Origin of the sequence: Micromonospora sp. WMMD1128 (assembly GCF_027497235.1) — a bacterium.
Classification (GTDB): Bacteria; Actinomycetota; Actinomycetes; order Mycobacteriales; family Micromonosporaceae; genus Micromonospora.
Genome location: NZ_CP114902.1, coordinates 3,975,211 through 3,997,638, shown reverse-complemented (window position 1 = coordinate 3,997,638; position 22,428 = coordinate 3,975,211). Strand labels below are relative to the sequence as shown.

The 22,428-nt window shown below is 73.8% G+C and carries 16 protein-coding genes and 1 pseudogene; 14 read left to right on the top strand and 3 right to left on the bottom strand.

Annotation, left to right across the window (positions count from 1 at the left end):
* Window positions 1–182 precede the first annotated feature (182 nt).
* Window positions 183–2,615, top strand: a complete 2,433-nt coding sequence (locus O7602_RS17770; protein WP_281590369.1) for a bifunctional (p)ppGpp synthetase/guanosine-3',5'-bis(diphosphate) 3'-pyrophosphohydrolase — start codon at window positions 183–185, stop codon at window positions 2,613–2,615.
* 62 nt (window positions 2,616–2,677) lie between these two features.
* On the opposite strand, the gene O7602_RS17765 is transcribed toward O7602_RS17770, so the two are convergent.
* Both O7602_RS17765 and O7602_RS17760 read right to left on the bottom strand, forming a co-directional pair.
* Window positions 2,678–3,514 carry a peptidylprolyl isomerase gene (locus tag O7602_RS17765; protein ID WP_281583754.1) on the bottom strand — a complete coding sequence of 279 codons (837 nt, stop codon included), beginning with the start codon at window positions 3,512–3,514 and terminating at the stop codon, window positions 2,678–2,680.
* Between the two features lie 86 nt (window positions 3,515–3,600).
* A complete protein-coding gene (locus O7602_RS17760; protein WP_281583753.1) occupies window positions 3,601–4,470 on the bottom strand; it encodes a peptidylprolyl isomerase in 870 nt (289 codons plus the stop codon).
* A gap of 258 nt (window positions 4,471–4,728) precedes the next feature.
* On the opposite strand from O7602_RS17760, the gene O7602_RS17755 reads away from it, so the two are divergent.
* The 10 genes and pseudogenes from O7602_RS17755 to O7602_RS17710 all read left to right on the top strand — a co-directional run.
* Window positions 4,729–5,442 (top strand): MBL fold metallo-hydrolase, encoded by a 714-nt coding sequence (locus O7602_RS17755; RefSeq protein WP_281583752.1) that lies wholly within the window; start codon window positions 4,729–4,731, stop codon window positions 5,440–5,442.
* Window positions 5,443–5,490: 48 nt separating this feature from the next.
* The gene (gene hisS, locus O7602_RS17750) at window positions 5,491–6,825 is read left to right on the top strand and encodes a histidine--tRNA ligase (RefSeq protein ID WP_281583751.1); all 1,335 of its coding nucleotides are present in this window, start codon (window positions 5,491–5,493) and stop codon (window positions 6,823–6,825) included.
* 51 nt (window positions 6,826–6,876) lie between these two features.
* The gene (locus O7602_RS17745; protein ID WP_281583750.1) at window positions 6,877–7,812 is read left to right on the top strand and encodes an acyl-ACP desaturase; all 936 of its coding nucleotides are present in this window, start codon (window positions 6,877–6,879) and stop codon (window positions 7,810–7,812) included.
* Window positions 7,813–7,895: 83 nt separating this feature from the next.
* Window positions 7,896–8,999 (top strand): IS30 family transposase, encoded by a 1,104-nt coding sequence (locus O7602_RS17740; protein ID WP_281583749.1) that lies wholly within the window; start codon window positions 7,896–7,898, stop codon window positions 8,997–8,999.
* Between the two features lie 295 nt (window positions 9,000–9,294).
* Window positions 9,295–10,341 (top strand): S1 family peptidase, encoded by a 1,047-nt coding sequence (locus O7602_RS17735; RefSeq protein ID WP_281583748.1) that lies wholly within the window; start codon window positions 9,295–9,297, stop codon window positions 10,339–10,341.
* Between the two features lie 138 nt (window positions 10,342–10,479).
* On the top strand, window positions 10,480–12,093 hold the full coding sequence (locus tag O7602_RS17730; RefSeq protein WP_281583747.1) for an MFS transporter: 1,614 nt from the start codon (window positions 10,480–10,482) through the stop codon (window positions 12,091–12,093).
* Between the two features lie 76 nt (window positions 12,094–12,169).
* Window positions 12,170–13,975, top strand: coding sequence for an aspartate--tRNA ligase (aspS, locus tag O7602_RS17725; RefSeq protein WP_281583746.1), 1,806 nt, complete (start codon window positions 12,170–12,172; stop codon window positions 13,973–13,975).
* On the top strand, window positions 13,975–14,784 hold the full coding sequence (locus O7602_RS17720; protein ID WP_281583745.1) for a sugar nucleotide-binding protein: 810 nt from the start codon (window positions 13,975–13,977) through the stop codon (window positions 14,782–14,784). Before aspS ends, O7602_RS17720 begins: the two co-directional genes overlap by 1 nt.
* A gap of 69 nt (window positions 14,785–14,853) precedes the next feature.
* Window positions 14,854–15,477: a helix-turn-helix domain-containing protein gene (locus tag O7602_RS17715; protein WP_281583744.1), complete on the top strand. Its 624-nt coding sequence runs from the start codon at window positions 14,854–14,856 to the stop codon at window positions 15,475–15,477.
* A pseudogene (locus tag O7602_RS17710) lies at window positions 15,474–16,697 on the top strand (MFS transporter); the annotation flags it as partial. The gene O7602_RS17715 and the pseudogene O7602_RS17710, both read left to right, overlap by 4 nt.
* A 575-nt stretch (window positions 16,698–17,272) precedes the next feature.
* Here O7602_RS17710 and O7602_RS17705 read toward each other — a convergent pair.
* Window positions 17,273–18,013: a GNAT family N-acetyltransferase gene (locus O7602_RS17705; RefSeq protein ID WP_281583743.1), complete on the bottom strand. Its 741-nt coding sequence runs from the start codon at window positions 18,011–18,013 to the stop codon at window positions 17,273–17,275.
* 26 nt (window positions 18,014–18,039) lie between these two features.
* Here O7602_RS17705 and O7602_RS17700 point away from each other — a divergent pair, with 26 nt between their 5' ends.
* From O7602_RS17700 to O7602_RS17690, 3 genes are all read left to right on the top strand, one after another.
* Window positions 18,040–18,609, top strand: coding sequence for a GNAT family protein (locus O7602_RS17700; protein ID WP_281583742.1), 570 nt, complete (start codon window positions 18,040–18,042; stop codon window positions 18,607–18,609).
* A gap of 62 nt (window positions 18,610–18,671) precedes the next feature.
* Window positions 18,672–18,884, top strand: a complete 213-nt coding sequence (locus O7602_RS17695; RefSeq protein ID WP_018785054.1) for a hypothetical protein — start codon at window positions 18,672–18,674, stop codon at window positions 18,882–18,884.
* Window positions 18,885–18,958: 74 nt separating this feature from the next.
* Window positions 18,959–20,461 (top strand): replication-associated recombination protein A, encoded by a 1,503-nt coding sequence (locus O7602_RS17690; RefSeq protein WP_281583741.1) that lies wholly within the window; start codon window positions 18,959–18,961, stop codon window positions 20,459–20,461.
* Window positions 20,462–22,428: the final 1,967 nt, after the last annotated feature.

Below are 22,428 nucleotides of genomic sequence, written 5' to 3'. Positions count from 1 at the left end.
GGATTGCCCATTGCCTGACCGGGCGGGTGACCGTCCGGGCGGCGAAGCCGCCGGGGCGCAGCCCCGGTGGCCGGCGCGGAACAACACCGACCCCCGGGTCGGTTGGACCAGACGTCGGCCCGACGGCCGGCGCATCCCGGCGAACGGTGAGGAGGCCGGTGTCCAACGATGTCGTCCCTCCGGTGGAGGGCACGGTGCACCCGACAGGCGACGCGGACGGCTCGGTGACCGAGCACGGCGGCAACACGCCCGCCGGGGCGAACGGCGGCACGCCGGACGCGGCGGCCGACGGCGACGCGGTGGTGGTGCCGTTCCCGACCGACGGTGACCCCTCGACCAGCGGCGGTTTCGCCCTCTCCAACGCGCCGACCGGCCGGCGGGTGCGCGCCCGCCTGGCCCGGTTCAACGCGCCCTGGCAGACCTCGCAGGTCAGCGAGGTGCTGGAGCCGCTGATCTCCGCCCACCGGGACGCCCATCCGAAGGCCGACGCGCGCCTGTTGCAGCGTGCGTTCGACACCGCCGCGCGCTGGCACTCGGGGCAATATCGCAAGTCCGGCGACCCCTACATCACGCACCCGCTCGCGGTGGCGACCATCCTGGGCAACCTGGGCATGGACACCACCACGCTGGTGGCGGCGCTGCTGCACGACACGATCGAGGACACCGAGTACACCCTCGACGCGATGCGCGCCGACTTCGGCGGCGAGGTCGCGCTGCTCGTCGACGGCGTGACGAAGCTCGACAAGGTCAAGCTGGGCGACGCGGCCAAGGCGGAGACCATCCGCAAGATGGTGGTGGCCATGGCGAAGGACCCGCGGGTCCTGGTGATCAAGCTGGCCGACCGGCTGCACAACATGCGGACGCTCACCTTCCTGCCCCGCCCCAAGCAGGAGCAGAAGGCCAAGGAGACGCTGGAGATCCTGGCGCCGCTGGCGCACCGCCTGGGAATGAACACGATCAAGTGGGAGCTGGAGGATCTGGCCTTCGGCACGCTGTTCCCGAAGCGGTACGAGGAGATCCTGCGCCTGATCGGGGAGCACCAGCCGCAGCGGGAGTCGCTGCTGCGCCAGGTGACGCAGAAGGTGGGCACCGACCTGAAAGCCGCCAAGATCAAGGCGGAGACGACCGGCCGGCCGAAGCACCTCTACTCGATCTACCAGAAGATGATCGTGCGGGGTCGCGACTTCAACGACATCTACGACCTGGTCGGGGTGCGGATCCTGGTCGACACGGTGCGCGACTGCTACGCGGCGCTGGGGGTCATCCACGCCAACTGGCAGCCGGTGCCGGGCCGGTTCAAGGACTACATCGCCATGCCCAAGTTCAACATGTACCAGTCGCTGCACACGACTGTCATCGGGCCCACCGGCAAGCCGGTGGAGATGCAGATCCGCACGTACGCGATGCACCGCACCGCCGAGTTCGGCATCGCCGCGCACTGGAAGTACAAGGAGCACAAGGGCACCCAGGTGGTGGGCCCGCCGGCGCACATCGACGAGATGACCTGGCTGCGGCAGTTGCTGGACTGGCAGCGCGAGGCGGCCGACCCGAGCGAGTTCCTGGACGCGCTGCGGTTCGACCTGTCCAGCCAGGAGGTGTACGTCTTCACGCCGAAGGGCGACGTCATCCCGCTGCCGACCGGGTCGACGCCTGTGGACTTCGCGTACGCGGTGCACACCGAGGTCGGGCACAAGTGCATCGGCGCGCGGGTCAACGGCAAGCTGGTGCCGCTGGAGTCGACGCTGTCCAACGGCGACGTGATCGAGATCTTCACGTCGAAGTCCGACACGGCCGGCCCGACGCAGGACTGGTTGGGCTTCGTCAAGAGCCCCCGGGCACGCACCAAGATCCGGCAATATTTCAACAAGGAGCGGCGCGAGGAGGCGATCGAGGCCGGCAAGGACTCGATCGTCAAGGCGATGCGCAAGCAGGGCATGCCGTTGCAGCGGATGCTCACCTCGGACGCGCTGATGGCCATCGCGCGGGACCTGCACCTCGCGGACGTCGCCTCGCTCTACGCGGCGGTCGGCGACAGTCAGGTCTCCGCGCAGTCGGTGGTGCAGAAGCTGATGGCCTCCTACGGCGGCGAGGAGGGCGCGGCGGAGGACATCGCCGAGACCGCCGTCGCCACCCGGCCGCCGCGCAGCCGGCAGAGCAGCGCCGACCCGGGCGTGGTGGTCCGCGGCGTCAGCGACGTCTGGATCAAGCTGGCCCGCTGCTGCACGCCGGTGCCACCGGACTCGGTGTTCGGCTTCGTCACCCGCTCCGGCGGGGTCAGCGTGCACCGCGACGACTGCGCCAACGCCGAGGACCTGCGGGCCCAGCCCGAGCGGGTGGTCGAGGTGAGCTGGAAGCTGACGTCGGCCTCCACGTTCCTCGTCGCCATCCAGGTGGAGGCGCTCGACCGGCACAAGCTGCTCGCCGACGTGACCCGGGTGCTGTCGGAGGAGCGGGTGAACATCCTCTCCGCGACGGTGACCACCACCCGGGACCGGGTGGCGGTCAGCCGGTTCAGCTTCGAGATGGCCGACCCGAAGCACCTGGGGCACCTGCTGGCCGCGGTGCGCAAGGTCGACGGGGTCTTCGACGCGTACCGGGTGACGTCCGGCGCCTGAGAGCCTGCGCACGGAAAACGCCCGCCGGTCCGACCGGCGGGCGTTTCTCGTCGGACTCGGGGTCAGCCCTCGATGTCGCTCATCGTCACCTTGGTCATGACGATCTCCTTCTTCGGGTGACCGCCGCCGGCCTGCTCGGCGAACGCGCCGTCGTCACCCGCGGCGGCGACCTGCTTCACCACGTCCATGCCGCCGGTGATGGTGCCCAGCACGGTGTAGTTCGGGTCGAGCTGGCTGTCGCCGTACACGATGAAGAACTGGCTGCCGGTGCTGCCGGGCTGGCCGGAGTTGGCCATCGCGATGACGCCCTCCGGGTACGGCGGGCGCTTGTTGGTGGGGAGGTTCTCCTCGGCCAGGTTGTAGCTCGGCCCGCCGGTGCCGTCGGTGTCCCGCCAGCCCTTGCCGGTCGCGCTCGGGTCGCCGCACTGGAGCACCTTGATGCCCTCGGTGACCAGCCGGTGGCACTTGGTGTTGTCGAAGAAACCCTTGCTGGCCAGGTGGGTGAAGCTGCCGGCGGTGCAGGGCACCGCGGCCCGGTCGAGCTTGGCGGTGATCGGGCCCAGGTTGGTCTCGATCGTCATCGTCTGGCTGCCCTTGTCGACCTGCTGCGTCGGTGGCAGCCCGACATCCTTGATCTGCGCCGGCCGGCCCTCCTTGGGCACCTCCGTGTAGGCGCACTGGGCGAAGCCGGCGGCGGCGGTGTCGCCGGACTTCTCGTCGTCGTCGCCGAGCGACGTGACGAGCCAGACGGTGCCGGCCACGACGAGCACCAGCACGGCGGCGGCGCCGACGATCGCCTGCGTCTGCCGGCGCTTGCGGGCCTTGCCGGCCCGCTCGGCCATCTCCCGTTCGAGCCGGGCCCGCGCCGCCGCCCGCTGGCGGTCTCTCGTGGACGTCACGGTCACTCCTCACCTGCTGGGTATCCGGGGGACGGCGCCGGGCGCCGCCAAGTCAAAAGGTCGATCAACGCCCGCTCAACGGCGGGTCATCCGGCGCTGGGGCTGCTCGCCGGCTCGCTCGGCGCGGGCGGCGAGGCGTTCGGCTCGCCGACGGTGAGGCTCTGGATCACCACGTCCGTCTTCGGCTTGACCTTGACGCCGCCGCCGTTGTCGACGGTCGGCAGCGCGCCGATCTTTTCCACCACGTCCAGCCCGCCGGTGACCTTGCCGACGATGCTGTAGGCCGGCTTGGCCGGGTTGAAGTCCTTGAAGAAGATCAGGAACTGGCTGCCGTTGCTGCCCGGCGGGCTACCGATCATGGCGACCGTGCCCTTCGGGTACGCCGGCGGCTCGCCCGGGGCCGGCGAGGCCGACGGGCTGGGCTCGGGCGCGGAGGGGACGTTCTCGTCGTAGAACGTGTAGGTCGGCCCGCCGATCCCGGTGCCGCTCGGGTCGCCGCAGCGCAGCGCGCCCTCGCTGGTGATCTCGTGGCACTTGGTGTCGTCGTAGAACTGCCGGCCGGCCAGGTGGGCAAGGCTGGCGCTGCCGCAGGGGGCGGCGGCCTGGTCCAGCTCGACGGTGATCGGCCCGCCCTGGTTGGTGGTGACAGTCATCGGCCGGGTGCCCGACGTGGGCAGGTCCCGGGTGGCCGGGGTGCCGACGTCCTTGAGGTTGGTGTTCCCGGTGGCGTCCTGCGGGGTCCAGAGGCAGGTGTCCTCGGCGGCCTGCTTCTCCGGCTCCGAGTCGAACGCGCCGAGCGCCCAGGCCGAGCCGGCCACGATCAGCACGAGCACCACCGCGGCGCCCACGCCGGCCTGGATCTGCCGGCGACGCCGCGCGGCCGCGGCCCGCCGGGCGAGTTGCCGGTCGAGCTTGGCCCGCGCCAGTTTGCGCTGCCGGTCCCTGCTGGAAGCCACAGGTGCTCCCCTTCCTCTGCCTGATCGTCGTCGGCGTCGCCGGCACCGCCCGCGCTGCGAATCGGGGTGCGCCACGCCACACGCCCGCCAGAGTGTACGGGTACCGACTGTGAATGTGGTGTACGAGGTCCGCCCGCGCTTATCGGATGTGGTCACTGGGATCGGTGGGACGCCCGGTGCCGGTGGCGGCAGAAACCCGCTCGCCGGTGCGACTAGGCTGCTGAGCGACGACGACGACCGGACGGAGAGGGGACGGACGTGCTCGTGGCCGGCTTTCCCGCGGACGCCTTCGGCACCAACTGCTACGTGGTGGCGACCGGGCCGGGGGAGCAGTGCGTGGTGGTCGATCCCGGCATCGGGGTGATCGACCGGCTCGACGCCGTGCTCGCCGAGCACCGCCTGCATCCGGCCGCCGTGCTGCTCACCCACGGCCACCTCGACCACACGTTCTCGGTCGCGCCGGTCTGCGGCGCGCGGGGCATCACCGCCTACGTGCACCCGGCCGACCGCGAGATGCTCGCCGACCCGACCAAGGCGCTCTCGGCGGACCTCACCGCGCTGTTCGGTGGGCGGCTGCCGTACACCGAGCCGGACGACGTGGCCGAGCTGACCGACGGCGCGACGCTGTCGCTGGCCGGGTTGGAGATCACCGTCGACCACGCTCCCGGCCATACCGGCGGGTCGGTGCTGTTCCGGCTGCCCGGCGCCGGCTCGCCCTGGGAGGCGGACGAGGTCTGCCTCTCCGGTGACGTGCTCTTCGCCGGCTCGATCGGCCGCACCGACCTGCCGGGCGGCAGCATGCCCCGCATGCTGGCCAGCCTTCGGGACAAGGTCCTCCCGCTGGCCGACGACACAGTCGTCCTGCCCGGCCACGGCCCCGCGACCACCGTCGGCCGCGAGCGCGCGACGAACCCGTACCTCGTCGAGGTGGCGGGCGACGCGCGCCCGGCCGCACCCACCCGCGGCCTCTAGCCGCCCGTGCCATCCCCGCGCGGTCCGCGCGGGATCAAGGAGTACGCCATGAGCAAGCCCACGCCCATCTCCGGCTTCCCCGAGTGGACGCCGGCGCAGCGGATGATCGAGCAGTTCGTGCTGGACCGGATCCGCGCCACGTTCGAGTTGTACGGCTTCGCGCCGCTGGAGACCCGTTCGGTCGAGCCGCTGGACCAGTTGCTGCGCAAGGGGGAGACCTCGAAGGAGGTCTACCTGCTGCGCCGGTTGCAGGCCGACGCCGACGGCCCGGCCGGCGACGACGCGCTCGGCCTGCACTTCGACCTGACCGTGCCGTTCGCCCGCTACGTGCTGGAGAACGCCGGCAAGCTCCAGTTCCCGTTCCGCCGCTACCAGATCCAGAAGGTGTGGCGGGGGGAGCGCCCGCAGGAGGGCCGCTATCGGGAGTTCCTCCAGGCCGACATCGACATCGTCGACCGGGACACGCTGCCGGCGCACTTCGAGGCCGAGATGCCGCTGGTGATCGGCGACGCGCTGCGCTCGTTGCCCATCCCGCCGGTGCGCATCCAGGTCAACAACCGCAAGATCTGCGAGGGCTTCTACCGGGGCGTCGGGCTGACCGACCCGATGGCGGCGCTGCGCGCCGTGGACAAGCTCGACAAGCTCGGCCCGGCGAAAGTGGCCGAGCTGCTCGCGGAGGCCGCCGGGGCGAGCGAGGCGCAGGCCAAGGCATGCCTGGCGCTGGCCGAGATCTCCGCGCCGGACGCCTCCTTCGCCGACGCGGTGCGCGCCCTGGGCGTGACCGACCCGCTGCTCGACGAGGGCATCGCCGAGTTGACCGCCGTGATGGAGACCGCCGCCGCGCACTCGCCGGGGCTCTGCGTCGCCGACCTGCGCATCGCCCGTGGCCTGGACTACTACACCGGCACGGTCTACGAGACGCAGATGGTCGGCTATGAGCGGTTCGGCTCGGTCTGCTCCGGCGGCCGGTACGACAACCTGGCCAGCTCCGGCAACGTCCGCTTCCCCGGGGTGGGCATCTCGATCGGGGTGACCCGGCTGCTCGGCCTGCTCTTCGGCGCCGAGGCGCTGTCGGTGTCCCGGTCGGTGCCGACCTGCGTGCTGGTCGCGGTCACCGCCGAGGAGGACCGCGCGGCCAGCGACGCGGTCGCGGCGGCGCTGCGCTCGCGGGGGGTGCCCACCGAGGTGTCGCCGTCCGCGGCGAAGTTCGGCAAGCAGATCCGGTACGCCGAGCGGCGCGGCATCCCGTACGTCTGGTTCCCCGGCGCGGACGGTGACGAGGTGAAGGACATCCGCTCCGGCGAGCAGGCGCCCGCCGCGGCAGGCGAGTGGACCCCGCCGCGGGCGGACCTCGCGCCGCTGGTCGCCGGCACTGGCGCCTGACGCCGATTGCACCTACGGTGGCGTAAGTTACGCCACCGTAGGGAGAACGTCGTGTCCGTGCTCAGCCAGACCGCTCTGCTCACCGAACTCGAACCGGTCGTGGAGAAGAACCTCGACCGGCACCTGTCGCTGGCGAAGGAGTGGTTCCCGCACGAGTACGTGCCGTGGAGCGCTGGCCGCACGTTCGACGGTCCGCTCGGCGGCGAGGCATGGTCGCCGGCGGACTCGACGATCCCCGACGCGGCCCGCACCGCGCTGATCGTCAACCTGCTCACCGAGGACAACCTGCCCTCCTACCACCACGAGATCGCCACGCTGTTCGGCCGGGACGGCGCGTGGGGCACCTGGGTGCACCGGTGGACCGCCGAGGAGGGGCGGCACGGCACCGCGATCCGGGACTACCTCACCGTGACCCGGGCCGTCGACCCGGTGGCGCTGGAGCGGGCCCGGATGGTGCACATGTCCGCCGGCTACCGCAACGCCCACGACGACGAGGTGCTGCACTCGCTGGCGTACGTGTCGTTCCAGGAGCTGGCCACCCGGATCTCGCACCGCAACACCGGCCGGGCCACCGGCGACCCGGCCTGCGAGGCGCTGCTGGCCCGGGTGGCGGCGGACGAGAACCTGCACATGGTCTTCTACCGCAACCTGCTCGCCGCGTCGTTCGAGCTGGCGCCGAGCCAGGCCATGCGCGCGGTCGCCGACGTGCTCGCCGACTTCCAGATGCCCGGGGTGGGCATCGACGGTTTCGCCCGCAAGTCGGTGGCGATCGCCCTGGCCGGCATCTACGACCTGCGCCAGCACCGGGACGAGGTGGTGGTGCCGGTGCTGCGCCAGTGGAACCTGTTCGAGGTGACCGGCCTCAACGGCGACGGCGAGGCCGCCCGTGAGCAGATCGCCGCCCAGCTCGACACGCTGGAGACCCAGGCGTCCCGGTTCGAGGAGCGCCGCGCCGCCCGCGCCGCTCGCCTGACCCCCACCCCCTGACCCCCACCCGTCCGCCCTCCCCCGAAGCCATCCGGTGATCATGAAGGTGGCGGCGGTGTTGATCTGGCAGTTTCTAAGCTTCAGTGCAACTGATCTTGGTTGGGCTGGAGGTGCTGGTGGCGAGGCCGGGTGTGTTGACGTTCGGGCATCGGCAGGTGTTGGAGCATCTGTGGGGTTCGGGGAGGACGATCTCGCAGATCGCGGGGCTGCTCGGGGTGCCGGTGTGCACGGTGTCGCGGGAGGTGGCGCGTCACCACAGTGCGCGGCACGGGACGAAGAATCCGCTCGGGCGGTCGTTGCCGCCTGGGCGGGCTCGTCGCCCGTATCGGTGGGGGTATCAGGCGCAGTGGGCGCAGCGGCGGGCTGACGCGGCCAGGCGTCGGCCGCAGCAGGGCAAGCTTGCGGTGGGTACGCGGCTGCGGCGGGTGGTGGCGGGGAAACTGGCCCGGAGGTGGTCTCCGAAACAGATCGCCGCGTGGTTGCGGGCCACGTTCGCCGACCGGCCGGAGTTGCAGGTGTCCCACGAGACGATCTACCAGGCGATCTACGTGCAGTCGCGGGGCGGCCTGCGAGCCGAGTTGACCCGGCAGGTGGCGCTACGGTCGGGACGCACCCAGCGGCGCCGGCAGTCGCGTGCCGCGGGCGCCGCCCGCAGCCGGCGGCCCTGGATCGGGGACCTGCACATCAGCAACCGGCCGGCCGAGGCCACCGACCGGGCAGTGCCCGGGCACTGGGAAGGTGACCTGGTCATCGGCAAGGCCGGCGCCTCAGCGATCGTGACCCTGGTGGAACGAGCCACCCGCTACGTGATGCTCGGCGCCCTGCCCCAGGGCCGCGACAGCGAAGCCGTCATCGGCGTCCTCACCGACCTGGCCACCCGCATGCCCGCGCACCTACGCCGCTCCCTGACCTGGGACCAGGGCACCGAAATGGCCACCCACCCGCACTTCACCATCGCCACCGGCTGCCCGGTCTACTTCTGCGACCCCCACAGCCCCTGGCAACGCGGCACCAACGAGAACACCAACGGCCTCCTCCGCCAGTACTTCCCCAAAAGCAGCTACGACTTCCGCACCATCGACCAGAACGGGCTCGACGACATCGCCCACGAACTCAACACCCGACCCCGCGAAACCCTGAACTGGAACACACCAGCCCAACGCCTCGCACAACTCATCGCACCCTAACGATTGCACTCACCCCTTGACCCCGCCTCTCTGCTGAGGCCGCCAAGTTCATGATCACCCCATGCTCGGGGCGTTGTGCGGGCGGCCGGGTGGTGGGGTCTGACACCTGGTGACGATGTTGTTGCTCGGGCGTTACATCGGGTGGCGGTGCGAATCCGGGCAAACTTGCGTCTTGCTTACGATCTTAAATATGTGAATACTTTGGTCAGCCCGGACGGTTTCCCCAGGTCGGCCGGGTTGTCCTCGGGCGTGTCCCCATCACAGCGCCCGTTCACCCCCGTTCGGAGGTTGTCACATGCGACCCACGAGGTCCACGCTCTGTCGCGCCGCCGCCGTCGCCGTGGCCGGTACCCTGGTCACCGGCTCGCTGCTCGGCGCGCCCGCCCAGGCGGCCCCCGCCCCCGCCTCGCCCGACGCCGCCGCCACCCTCGCCGCCAAGCTCGGCGACCGCGCCGCCGGCACGTACGCCGACGCCAGCGGCAAGATGGTCGTCACGGTGACCGACGCCGCCGCCGCCCGCCAGGTGCACGCCGCCGGCGCCACCCCGAAGCTCGTCACCCGCGGCGCCAACCAGCTCAAGGCCGCCACCGGGGAGCTGGAGCGCTCCGCCAAGATCCCGGGCACCGCCTGGTGGACCGACGCCGCGACCAACCAGGTCGTCGTCTCGGTGGACAGCACCGTCACCGGCGCAAAGCTGGAGCGGGTCAAGGCCGCCGCCGCCCGCACCGGTGGCGCGGTCCGGATCGAGGCCGAGGCCGGCACCCTGACCACCCGGATCTCCGGCGGCCAGGCCATCTACACCGGCGGCTACCGCTGCTCGCTCGGCTTCAACGTGCGCAGCGGCTCGACCTACTACTTCCTCACCGCCGGGCACTGCACCAACCTGGGCTCGACCTGGTACTCCAACTCCGGCCAGACGTCCGTGCTCGGCACCCGGGCCGGCACCAGCTTCCCGGGCAACGACTACGGCATCGTCCGGCACAGCAACTCGGCCAATGCGGCCGGCAACGTCTACCTCTACAACGGCAGCTACCAGGACATCACCTCGGCCGGTAACGCCTACGTCGGCCAGTCGGTCCGGCGTTCCGGCAGCACCACCGGCCTGCGCAGCGGCACCGTCTCGGCCACCAACGCGACGGTCAACTACGCCGAGGGCAGCGTCTCCGGCCTGATCCGCACCAACGTCTGCGCCGAGGGCGGCGACAGCGGCGGCTCGCTGTTCAGCGGCAGCACCGCGCTCGGCCTCACCTCCGGCGGCAGCGGCAACTGCCGCACCGGTGGCACGACCTACTTCCAGCCGGTCACCGAGCCGCTCAGCGTCTACGGCGTGAGCGTCTTCTGATCCGTACCCCACGAACGGGCCGCCGGGCGACCGGCGGCCCGTTCCGTGCGTGCCGGGCCCGCAATCACCGGACCCGGGTGGGTCCGGGCCGGGTGATGGGTGGGAGTGTGTGGCCGTGGACAGGACAGGTACCGGCCGGTGAACGCCTTCCCGACCGACGTGGGTGACGCGGACGACCGGCCGCCGTCCGCCTGGTCGCCGCTGCGGTCGGCCGCGTTCCGCAATCTGTGGCTGGCGGTGCTGGCCAGCAACGTCGGCATCTGGATGCAGACCGTCGGCGCCCAGTGGCTGCTCGTCGACCGGCCCGGCGCGGCGACGCTCGTCTCGCTCGTGCAGACCGCCAGCATGCTGCCGGTGCTGCTGCTGGCGCTGCCGGCCGGCGCGCTCGCCGACACGTTCGACAGGCGGCGGCTGCTGATCGCCGTGCAGTGCTTCCTGGCCGCCGTCGGGGCGCTGCTCACCGTGCTCACCGCACTCGGCCGGATGCCACCGGCGCTGCTGCTCACCCTCACCTTCGGCCTCGGCGTCGGCCAGGCGCTCACACTGCCCGCCTGGCAGGCGGTCATCCCCGAGCTGGTGCCCAGGTCGCAGATCGTCTCCGCCTCGGCGCTCGGCTCGATAAGCGTCAACCTGGCCCGCTCGGTCGGGCCGGCGGTGGCCGGCGTGCTGGTGGCCCAGGCCGGCGTGCCGGTGGTCTTCGCGGTCAACGCGGCCACGTTCGCCATCTTCGCGGTGACGCTGCTGCGCTGGCGCCCGGGACGCCGGGACCACGACGCCACGCCGGAGCGGTTCACCGCCGCGCTGCGCGCCGGCGGCCGGTACGTGCGGCACTCTCCGGTGGTCCGCCGGATCCTGCTGCGGGCGGCCCTGTTCGTGGTGCCGGGCAGCGCGCTGTGGGCGCTGCTGCCGCTCGTCGCGAGCCGCCGGCTCGGTCTCGGCGCCGGTGGGTACGGCGTGCTGCTCGGCGCGCTCGGCGTCGGCGCGGTGGCCGGCGCGCTGGTCCTGCCCCGGATCCGCCTGGCGCTCACCAACAACCAACTGCTGCTCCTGGCCGGGCTGCTCTACGCGGCGGTGCTCGCCGTGCTCGCGCTGGTGCCGGTGCCGGCCGTGGCGGTGGTCGCGCTGCTGCCCGCCGGGCTGGCCTGGATGACGGTGCTGTCAAGCGTGAACGCGGCCATGCAACTGTTCCTGCCCGGCTGGGTACGTGCCCGCGGCCTGTCGGTCTTCCAGATGGTCTTCGCCGGCGGCCAGGCGCTCGGCGCGGTCGCGTGGGGCGCGCTCGGTGAGGTCGTCGGCCTGGTCGGCGCGCTCACCGTGGCGGCCGTGGTGATGGCGGCCGGCGCGCTCAGCGTGCTGCTCTGGCCGCTGCGGGAGACCGGGAGCGTGAACCGGGACCCGGCGATGTTCTGGCCCGAGCCGCACCTGGTGCTGGAGGCGCCGGCGCGCGGCGGCCCGGTGCTCGTCACCGTCTCGTACACGGTGCGCCCGGAGCGGCAGGCCGAGTTCGTCGAGGCGATGCGGGCGGTCGGCCGCTCCCGCCGGCGCACCGGCGCGATGCGCTGGGGGCTGTTCCGGGCCGGCGAGCGGGCGCACGGCTTCGTCGAGGTCTACGCGGTGCCGACGTGGGAGGAGCACCTGCGCCAGCACAGCGGCCGGCTCACCGGAGGGGACCGGGTGGTGGAGGAACGGGCCCGGGCGCTCGCCGAGGACGACATCCGGGTCAGCCACCTGCTGCCGGCCGAGCCGCGGTGACCGGCGGGTGCCCGGAGGGCGGCCGGTCCACCCTGACAGAATGCGGGGGCAGCCCGACGATGAGGAGACATCAGCCGTGATCCGTACCCACAATGCCGGAAGCCTGCGCGCCGCGGACGCCGGCTCGACGGTGACGCTCGCCGGGTGGGTGGCCCGCCGGCGCGACCACGGCGGTGTCGTCTTCGTCGACCTGCGCGACGCCTCCGGCGTCGTGCAGGTGGTGCTGCGCGAGGAGGACGCGCACGCGCTGCGCAACGAGTTCTGCGTCAAGGTCACCGGTGAGGTGACCCGCCGGCCCGCCGGCAACGAGAACCCCGAGCTGCCGACCGGCGAGGTCGAGGTGACCGCCGCCGCGCTGGAGGTGCTCTCCGAGGCCGCGCCGCTGCCGCTGCCGGTGGACGACCAGGTCGAGGCCGGCGACGACATCCGGTTGAAGTACCGCTACCTCGACCTGCGCCGTGGCGGCCCGGCGAGGGCGATGCGGCTGCGCTCCCGGGCCAACCAGCTCGCCCGCACGGTGCTGCACGAATGGGACTTCCTGGAGATCGAGACCCCGACGCTCACCCGCTCCACCCCGGAGGGCGCCCGCGACTTCCTGGTCCCGGTGCGCCTCCAGCCGGGCAGCTGGTACGCGCTGCCGCAGTCCCCGCAGCTGTTCAAGCAGCTGCTCATGGTCGGCGGGATGGAACGCTACTACCAGATCGCCCGCTGCTACCGGGACGAGGACTTCCGCGCCGACCGGCAGCCGGAGTTCACCCAGCTCGACATCGAGATGTCGTTCGTCACCGAGGACGACGTGATCGACCTCGGCGAGGCGATCGTGGCGAAACTCTGGTCCGAGCTGGCCGACCACGAGATCACCCGCCCCATCCCGCGGATCACCTGGCACGACGCGATGGCCCGGTACGGCTCGGACAAGCCGGACCTGCGCTACGGCGTCGAGCTGACCGAGCTGACCGACTACCTGCGCGGCACCGGGTTCCGGGTGTTCGCCGGCGCGATCGACGCGGGCGGTTACGTCGGCGCGGTGGTCATGCCGGGCGGCGCGTCGCAGACCCGCAAGGAGCTGGACGGCTGGCAGGACTGGGCCAAGGCGCGCGGCGCGCGCGGCCTGGCGTACGTGGTGCTCGACGCGGAGACCGGCGAGGCGCGCGGCCCGGTGGCGAAGAACCTCTCCGAGGCGCACCTCGCGGGCCTGGCCGACGCGGTCGGCGCGAAGCCCGGCGACGCGGTCTTCTTCGCCGCGAGCACGAACACCCGGGAGGCGCAGGAGCTGCTCGGCGCGGCCCGGATCGAGATCGCCAAGCGGGCCGGGCTGGTCGACGAGAGCGCGTGGGCGTTCTGCTGGGTGGTCGACGCGCCGATGTTCGAGCCGACCGACGACGGCGGCTGGACCGCCGTGCACCACCCGTTCACCTCGCCGAACGCCGAGTGGGTGGACCGGTTCGAGTCCGCGCCGGACCGGGCGCTCGCCTACGCGTACGACATCGTCTGCAACGGCAACGAGATCGGCGGCGGCTCGATCCGTATCCACCGGGGCGACGTGCAGCAGCGGGTGTTCGACCTGCTCGGCATCACCGCCGACGAGGCGCAGGACAAGTTCGGCTTCCTGCTGGAGGCGTTCAAGTACGGCGCACCGCCGCACGGCGGCATCGCGTTCGGCTGGGACCGGGTCTGCATGCTGCTCGCCGGCGCGGACTCGATCCGCGAGGTGATCGCGTTCCCGAAGACCCGTGGCGGCTTCGACCCGCTGACCGGCGCGCCCACCCCGATCACCGGGCAGCAGCGCGCCGAGGCCGGCATCGACGCCAAGCCGAAGGCCCCGGCCGCCCCGCACGCCGGCACCGCCGGCCCGGCCGCCCCGGTGGCCGACCCGACCTGATGCACCTGCTCGTGGTGGGTGCCAGCGGGTTCCTGGGCGGGGAGGTGTGCCGCCAGGCGGTCGCCGCCGGGCACCTGGTGGTCGGCACCCACCACCGGGCCGCCGTCGCGGCGCCGGGCGTCGCGTCGCACCGGCTCGACGTCACCGACCGCGCCGCCGTGCGCGCGCTGCTGACCGGGGTACGCCCCGACGCGGTCGTCAGCACCCCGTACCGCTTCGACGACTGGGCCGTCACCGCCGACGGGGCGGCCCACGTCGCGTCCGCCGCCGCCGAGGTGGGGGCGCGGCTGGTGCACCTGTCCAGCGACGCGCTGCACGCCGGCCGGCCGGAGCCGTACGCCGACGACGAGGCGCCCTCACCGGTGTATCCGTACGGGGCGGCGAAGGCGGCGGCCGAGACGGCGGTGCGGGCGGTGGACCCGGCCGCGCTGCTGGTGCGGACCTCGCTGATCCTGGGGGAGGGGAGCAAGCAGATCCAGCGGTGCCGGGACGCGCTCGCCGGCCGGGCCACGCTGTTCAGTGACGAGATCCGCTGCCCGGTCGACGTCACCGACCTGGCCGCGGCGGTGCTGGAACTGCTGCCTACCGAGCTGGCCGGCCCGCTCAACGTGGCCGGCCCGGACCAGGTCAGCCGCGCCGACATCGGGCGGCTGCTGGCCCGCCGGCTCGGCGTCGACCCGGCCGGGCTGCGGACCACCACCACGGTCGCCGCCGGCCTGCACCGCCCGGTCGAGGTACGCCTCGACTCGACCCGCGCCGCCGGCCTGCTCCGGACCCGACTGCGCGGCGTCGCCGAGTTGTTCGCCTGACCTCCTCGATTGCACAGTTTCTTTGCATGGGTCTTGTGCACAGAAACTGTGCACAGATATTGTGCATCCATGGAACGTGTGGAGAAGCCCGAGCCGCGGCAGGTGCGGCTCGATCATCAACAGGTCCGGGTGCTCGCCCACCCGCTGCGGACCCGGCTGCTGGGCGCCCTGCGGGTCCGCGGCCCGGCAACGGCCACCGGCCTCGCCGAGCTGCTCGGCACCAACACCGGCGCGACCAGTTACCACCTGCGCCAGCTCGCCGACGTCGGGCTGGTCGAGGAGGCCCCGGACCTCGGCAGCGGACGGCAGCGGTTCTGGCGGTCCGCGCACGACGTGACCAACTGGGAGAGCACCGACTTCGACGACGACCCCGACGCCCGCGCCGCGATCGAGTGGCTCCAGGGCGAACAGGTGCGGCAGTTCGCCGAGATCGCCCAGCGGTGGTTCGCGGTCCGCGACGAGTGGTCGCCGGCCTGGCGCGACGCCCTCGGCATGGGCGACATCTTCATGACCATTCCGGTGGAACGGCTCGAAGCGCTCAAGGTCGAGCTGTGGCGGATCCTCGACCGCTACCGCGCCGAGGCCGACCCCGCCGAGCCCGGCGCCGAGCAGGTGCAGATCTTCCTGGCCTCCCTCCCGCTCCCGGCCGACCTGCGGCCCCTCACCCCACCCCGCGCCGAGGAGAAGCCGTGACCGCTTTGTCCGTACGCCAGGTCCGGTCCCGCTACCTCACTCTCTACGGCCTGCGCTGGCTGCCCAACGGCCTGCTCATGACCGTGATGATCCTGCTGATGCAGGAGCGCGGGCTGACGCTGTCCCAGATCGGCCTGGTCGCCACCGCGCAGGGCCTGGTCGTGCTGGCGCTGGAGCTGCCCACCGGCGGCTTCGCCGACGCGCTCGGTCGCAAGCCGGTCCTGCTGGTCGCCTGGGTGGTCGGCCTGGCCTCCCTGGCGCTGATGGCGGTGGCCGACTCGTTCTGGATGTTCTTCCTGGTCTGGGCGTTGCAGGGGGTCTACCGGGCGCTCGACAGCGGCCCGCTGGAGTCCTGGTACGTCGACGCCACGCTGGCCGCCGACCCGGACGCCGAGTACGAGCGCGGCCTCGGCTGGGCCGGCACCGTCATCGGCGTCGCCATCGGCGCCGGCGCGCTGCTCGGCGGCGGCCTGGTCGCGCTCGGCCCGATCGGGCCGGTCAGCGCGCTGACCCTGCCGGTGCTTGTCGCCGTCGTGCTCCAGGCGGTCTCGATCGTGGCGCTGCTGGCGCTCATGGCCGAGCAGCGCCCGGCCTCGGGCCCGGCCGCGCTGCGCGCCTCGGTGCTGGAGGCACCCCGGATGGTCGGCCACGCCGTCGGCCTGCTGCGCCGCAACCGGGTCCTGCTGGCACTGGTCGCGGTCGAGCTGTTCTGGGGCTTCGGCATGGTCACGTTCGAGTCGCTGCTGCCGGTCCGGCTCTCCGAGGTGGTCGGTGACGCCGACCGGGCGGCGGCGCTGCTCGGTCCCGCCGGCTCGGCGGCCTGGCTGGCCAACGCGGCCGGCGCCGCGCTCACCCCGTTCCTGCTGCGCCGCCTCGGGGCCGCCCCGGCCGCCGCGCTGATGCGCGTGCTCCAGGGCGGGACAGTGGTCGGCATGGGTCTGCTGGCCGGCCCGGTCGGCGTGCTCATCGCGTACCTGGCCTGCTACACCGTGCACGGCGCGTCGAATCCGCTGCACATGGGGCTGCTGCACCGCCAGGTCGACGGCCCGTACCGGACCAGCGTGCTGTCGCTGAACTCGATGATGGCCCAGCCGGCCGGTGCGCTCGGCGCGGTGGTGCTGACCGCGCTGGCGGACGTCACGAGCATCAGCGTCGCCATGCTGGTCGGCGCCGTGATGCTCGCCGTGGCCGCGCCGCTCTACCTGCCGGCCTGGCGCGCCAGCCGGGCCGCCGCGCGCTCCGGAGCCGTCGAGCCCGGGGCCGTCGAGCCCGAGATCGCGGATTCCGGGGCTGCCGAGTCTGAGGTTGCGCGCCCCGTGGTAGGTCCGGTCCCCGCCACCGGTCCCGACGGGAGCCCCGCCGGCCCCGGTCCGGTGGCCGTTCCGGTGAGGGCACCATCCGCCGGCGCGGGAACTGACGCCGGAGCCGGGGCCGGCGCGGGGGCGGGGGCGGGGGCCGGCGGTGGAGCTGGGGCCGCAGGCCGGTCCATCTGACGGATGTCACCCGGCGCCGGGTGACGAGGTCACCGGAGGCTACAAACTTGATGACACGAACGACTCACGCCGGTCACCGGAAGAGCGGACAGCGCCCGATCCATCTGTGCCATCAAGTTTGTAGCAACACGCACGTCCACCCGGCGGCCTCCGTCGCGTCACCCCACCCCGTTCGCCGGGCCGCGGCCACGTCGCCAACCGGTTCCCGCCGCACGCCGTCGAGCCGCCGTGCGTCGAGCCGCCGATCATGGAGCGGGCGATCGTGGCGCGGTGGGCGAACGGGCGTGCGGGCACGCCGCGCCTCAGGCCAGGTAGACCGTGGTGCGCGGCGCGGTGCCGGTGAAGCCGAGCCGGCGGTAGAGCCGGATCGCGCCGACGTTGACGGTGTAGACGCCCAGCGCCACCTGGTCGTACCGGGCGACCAGCGCGCGCGTCATCCCGGCGGTCAGCGCCGCGCCCAGGCCCCGGCCGCGATCCCCGGGCGCCACGGCCAGCCCGGCCAGGAAACCGATGTCACCCCGGCTGCGGTCGGCGCCGCAGGCGATGAGGCGCTCGCCGTCCCGGATGCCGTACCAGTCGACGATGCCCGGATCGCCCGGCCGGGAGGTGGTGCCGGGGTATGCCTCCTCGACGAGCGCGGCCAGCGCGGGGTGGTCGGCCCCGGTGAGCCGGACCACCCGCTCCTGTCCCGGCTGCCGCGCGGGCGGGTCGGTGGCCCAGAGGAAGTCCCACTCGCCGGTCCGGGCCACCGGCAGGCGCGCGGCCACCTCGGCGGCCGTGGCACGGGGCAGGTTCACCGACTGGCCGGGCCGCAGCGTTCCGTCCGCCCAGAGGTCGGCGAAGGCGTCCAGGGCCGGGCCGGGCGCGCCGACCGCGCCGCCGGCCGACGACTCGCCCGGCGGGAGCAGCCAACCGACCGTGCCCTCGCGCCGCCACCCGCGTACGGCCTGGTCGCGCCGGAGCGCGTGCCGGACGTACGGGTGGTGGCCGGTCGCGGCGAGCAGCGCGTCCCGTCCGGTCAGCACCTGGTCGGCGGCGATCATGCCGCCAGCCTACGAGAGGAGAGGTCATGACCCCCATCCGCTCCGTCCGGGCGGTGCACCTGCCCGGTCCGCGCTGTGTGCTGCGCGAGTGGACCGACGCGGACACGCCGGCGCTGTACGCGTTGCTGAGCGAGCCGGCCGTGGCCGACGGGCTGCTGGACGACGAGACACCCACCCTCGACGCGGTCCGCGCCGCGCTGACGGCGTGGCGGGAGACGGCCGGCGGCGACCCGCGCCCGGCGTACCGCCTCGCGGCGGTCGACGGCGACCGGTTGGTCGGCCTCGGTGTGCTGACCGTGACGTCGGTCGAGCATCGGCGCGGCGAGATCGGCTACGCGGTGCGTACCGCGTTCTCGGGCACCGGACTGGGCACGGAGATCGCGCGACTGCTGCTGGATCTCGCGTTCGGGCAGGTGGGGCTGCACCGGGCGGAGGCGACGACCCGCCCCGACCACGCCGCGTCCCGACGGGTGCTGGAGAAGGCCGGCCTGCGTTCGGAGGGGGTGAGTCGCGACCACCTCCTCGTCCGGGGTCGCTGGCGGGACTCGGCGCGGTACGCGATTCTCGCCACCGACCGGTTCCACCGTGGAGATTGACGAACAGACCGATCGGGTACATCCGTCGCCGACCTACTGGGAACCCCCACCGGAGGAACGACATGCTCGCCATTCTCGCGGCCATCGTGTTCGGCTTCGCGCTGCTTCTCGACTTCATGAACACCGACCTCGGCGCCCCGGATCTGTTCAGCACCTCGACCCTCATGCTGATCGGCTTCCTGCTGCTCTCGCTCTACCTGGCCGGGGTCGGCTCCGGCCCGCGCGGTGGCGGTGGCGGTCGCTGGTACCGGGGTCGCCGTCCGGGTCGCGGCTGACCGGAAACGACCACCTGGGTCGGGTCGGCGGCGCGATTCCGGCGTCGTCGGCCCGGCCCGGTACTGTTCTCGGGATGGAATCCGACGCCCTCTTCACCCTCGGCGAGCCCGCCGGAGCGCCCGACGCTCCCGCGGCTCTCGGCGGCGGCGACGGGTTCACCGCCACCCGGGCGGATTCTCCGCTGCCGGTGCGGATGCGACCGGCCGGCATCGACGAGCTGGTCGGTCAGGACCATCTGCTCGCTCCCGGCGCGCCGTTGCGGCAGTTGGTCGAGGGCGCGGCGCCGATGTCGGTCATCCTCTGGGGCCCGCCCGGCAGCGGCAAGACCACCATCGCCCACCTCGTCGCACGCGCCACCGACAGACGTTTCGTGGCGATGTCCGCGCTGACCGCCGGGGTGAAGGACGTCCGCGCGGTCATCGAGACCGCCCGACGACAGCGCCGCTCCGGTGGCCCGCCGACAGTGCTCTTCATCGACGAGGTGCACCGGTTCAGCAAGACCCAGCAGGACTCGCTGCTCGCCGCCGTCGAGGACCGCACGGTCACCCTGCTCGCGGCGACCACCGAGAACCCCTATTTCTCGGTCATCTCGCCGCTGCTGTCCCGGTGTGTCCTGCTCACGCTCCAGGCGCTCGACGACGACGCGGTCCGCGGGCTGCTGCGCCGCGCGGTGATCGACGAGCGCGGTCTCGGCGGCGCGCTGGTGCTCGCCGAGGAGGCGGAGGACCACCTGGTCCGGCTCGCCGGCGGCGACGTCCGCAAGGCGCTCACCGCGCTGGAGGCGGCGGCGGCCACCGCGACCGCCACCGGCGCCGGGCGGATCGACCTCGCCGTGGCCGAGCAGGCGGTCGACGTGGCGGCGGTCCGCTACGACCGGGACGGCGACGCCCACTACGACGTGACGAGCGCCTTCATCAAGAGCATGCGCGGCTCGGACGTGGACGCGGCACTGCACTGGCTGGCCCGGATGCTTGTGGCCGGCGAGGATGCCCGGTTCATCGCCCGCCGCATGGTGATCTTCGCCAGCGAGGACGTCGGGATGGCCGATCCCGCCGCGCTGACAGTGGCCACCGCCGCCGCGCACGCGGTCGAATACGTGGGCCTGCCCGAGGCGCAGCTCAACCTCGCCCAGGCGGTCATCCACCTGGCCACCGCCCCGAAGTCGAACTCGGCCACCACCGCCATCGGCGCCGCCGTCGCCGACGTACGCGCCGGTCGGGGCGGTCCGGTGCCGCGCGGGCTGCGCGACGCCCACTACTCCGGAGCGCGCGGCCTCGGGCACGGGGCGGGCTACCGCTATCCGCACGACGACCACCGGGGGGTGGTCACCCAGCAGTACGCTCCGGACGACCTCGTGGGGACCGACTACTACCGGCCCAGTGGGCACGGCGCGGAGCGGACGGTGGCCACCCGGCTGCCGGTGCTGCGCCGGATCGTCCGCGGGTTGCCCACACCTGTGACGCGGGGGGAGGCCGGTGCGCCGGCAGCCGCGACCGGGGCGCGGGCGGACGGCACCGAGCCGGCGGGCGGGGCGAACGAGGGCGGCGGCGACGCCGCCGAGGGGGGTCAGCAGTGATGGCGCGTAGTCCGGATCGGCCGGCGGACGGCCCCGACGAGCGGCGTGACCCGCGGGCCAAGGGACGGCGGTGGGGGCGCGGTCGAGCCGAGGCCGAGCCGGAGCAGACGGTGCCGGGCGAGGAGTTCGGCTGGATCGACGACCTGCGTACGGCCAAGCAGCAGCGCGGCGAGCTCGGTCCGGACGGGGACGCCCCGGCCGACACGCCGCCTCGGCCCGGTGCGCCCACGGCCGAGCCGGGCCGTCCGTCCCGGCCGGACCTGGCATCTCCCGGTTCCGCCGGACCCGGCCCCGGTGTGCCACCGGCAACCGGCGGACCGGCCCCGCAGCCTCCGGCCGCCGGTCGGCCCGGCCCGCAGCCTCCGGCCGCCGGTCGGCCGGGTCCGCAGCCTCCGGTGGGGGGTCGGCCAGGGCCGCAGCCTCCGGGAGCGGTTCCGCCGGGTCCGCACTCTCCGGCGTCGGCTCGGTCGGGTGCGCAGTCACCTGTGGGAGGCCGCCCGGGTCCGTCACCGGCAGCCGGCCCGGCCGGTTCCGCGCCGCAGGCGCCCGGCCGCCCCCACCCAGGCGGACCCGAGCACACCGGCCGACCCGAGCACACCGGCCGACGCGCCCCGGCACCGCCTCCGGGCGCCAGCCACCCCGGCGCTGAGGTGCCGCCGCCCCCCGGTCGTCCCGGGGCCGCGATGCCGCCCGGAGCCGCGCTGCCTCCGGGCGCCGGTCGTCCCGGCGGAGACGTTCCTCGGGGCGCCGCTCGTCCCGGCCCGCAGATGCCTCCGGGCGTCGACCGGACTGACTCCCGTGCCCCGGTCGCGCAGCGCGGCCCCGACGGGCCCCCGCCCGTCCACCCCGCGGGCTCCGATCCGACCGGCCCGCGTCGTCCGGTGGACGGCCCCTGGCCCGGAGTACCCGAGGCGCCCCGGCCGGGTGGCCGGCCATCCGGTCGCGGCGCGGACGGCCCCACCGGCCAGCAACCGCCGGTCCCCGACCGTCCCGTCGGCCCGGCCGGTCCCCGGGGCGGGCCCTCGAACGGTCCGGGCTTCGCCGGGCCCGTGCCCAACCGCGGACCGGTCGATCCGGCCCCGGGCCGGCCGCCGGCCGGGGACGTCGACGACCCTCGGATGTCGACGCCACCCACCCCGCGTGGCCGGCACGGCGTACAGGAGACCGACGTCCATCCGGCCGGAGTCGACCCGGCGGTCCGGCGCGGCCCCGGTGGACGCCGGGCGCGACCCGACGCCTCTGACGACTCCGGTGGCTTTCAGCCGACCGCCGGCGCGGGTCGGCGCGCGCGACCGGACGACGTGCCGGTCGGCATGCCGCCGGGTACGGCGGCGGGGCGGCGCGTACGCCCGGATGACGTGCCGGCCGACATGGCGGCGGGTCGGCGCGCGCGGCGTGATGATGCGCCGGCCGGCGCCGCGGGTCGGCGGGCGCGGCCCGACGACGACCCGGCAGGCGCACCGCCGGTCCCCGGTCCGGGCCACCACGCACGGCCGGACGACATGCCGCCGGCCGGGGTACGGCCGGTCCCCGGCGCGGGTCGCCGTGCTCGGCCGGACGACGCAGCGGCCGGCGGGGTCGACCCCGCCCGGCCCGTGCCGGGTGCCGGCCGCCGGGCCGCCGTGGAGCCGGACCGGCCGGTGGCCGTGCCGCGCAGCGGAAACGCCCCGGCCCTTCCCGGCGCCACCGCGCCCGTCTCCGGCGGCCCGGTCCAGGGCGCGGGCTCGCCCACGCCGCGCCAGGCCCCGGCCCGTGGTTCCGGGGCCGGTCCCGGCGCGGCCGAACCCGCCACCGACCCGGCCCGGACCCCGCGCCGGGTGGCCGACGACGCGGGTGAACCTCGCCCGCAGCGGCCGGAACGCCCCGCCGACTGGCTGCGGCAGGCCGGCCGCACCTCGCACACCGATCCCGCCATGCCGGCCGCCCGCCGTCCGGCCGGCCCGCCGGCCGAGGAGCCGACCGGACGC

What these genes read in the sequence shown, in the direction of transcription:
- hisS (WP_281583751.1), top strand. Translation starts at nt 5,491, where the DNA reads ATGAGCAAGCCCACGCCCATCTCCGGCTTCCCCGAGTGGACGCCGGCG.
- O7602_RS17735 (WP_281583748.1), top strand. Translation starts at nt 9,295, where the DNA reads ATGCGACCCACGAGGTCCACGCTCTGTCGCGCCGCCGCCGTCGCCGTG.
- O7602_RS17720 (WP_281583745.1), top strand. Translation starts at nt 13,975, where the DNA reads ATGCACCTGCTCGTGGTGGGTGCCAGCGGGTTCCTGGGCGGGGAGGTG.
- O7602_RS17715 (WP_281583744.1), top strand. Translation starts at nt 14,854, where the DNA reads ATGGAACGTGTGGAGAAGCCCGAGCCGCGGCAGGTGCGGCTCGATCAT.
- O7602_RS17705 (WP_281583743.1), bottom strand. Translation starts at nt 18,013, where the DNA reads ATGATCGCCGCCGACCAGGTGCTGACCGGACGGGACGCGCTGCTCGCC.
- O7602_RS17700 (WP_281583742.1), top strand. Translation starts at nt 18,040, where the DNA reads ATGACCCCCATCCGCTCCGTCCGGGCGGTGCACCTGCCCGGTCCGCGC.
- O7602_RS17695 (WP_018785054.1), top strand. Translation starts at nt 18,672, where the DNA reads ATGCTCGCCATTCTCGCGGCCATCGTGTTCGGCTTCGCGCTGCTTCTC.
- O7602_RS17690 (WP_281583741.1), top strand. Translation starts at nt 18,959, where the DNA reads ATGGAATCCGACGCCCTCTTCACCCTCGGCGAGCCCGCCGGAGCGCCC.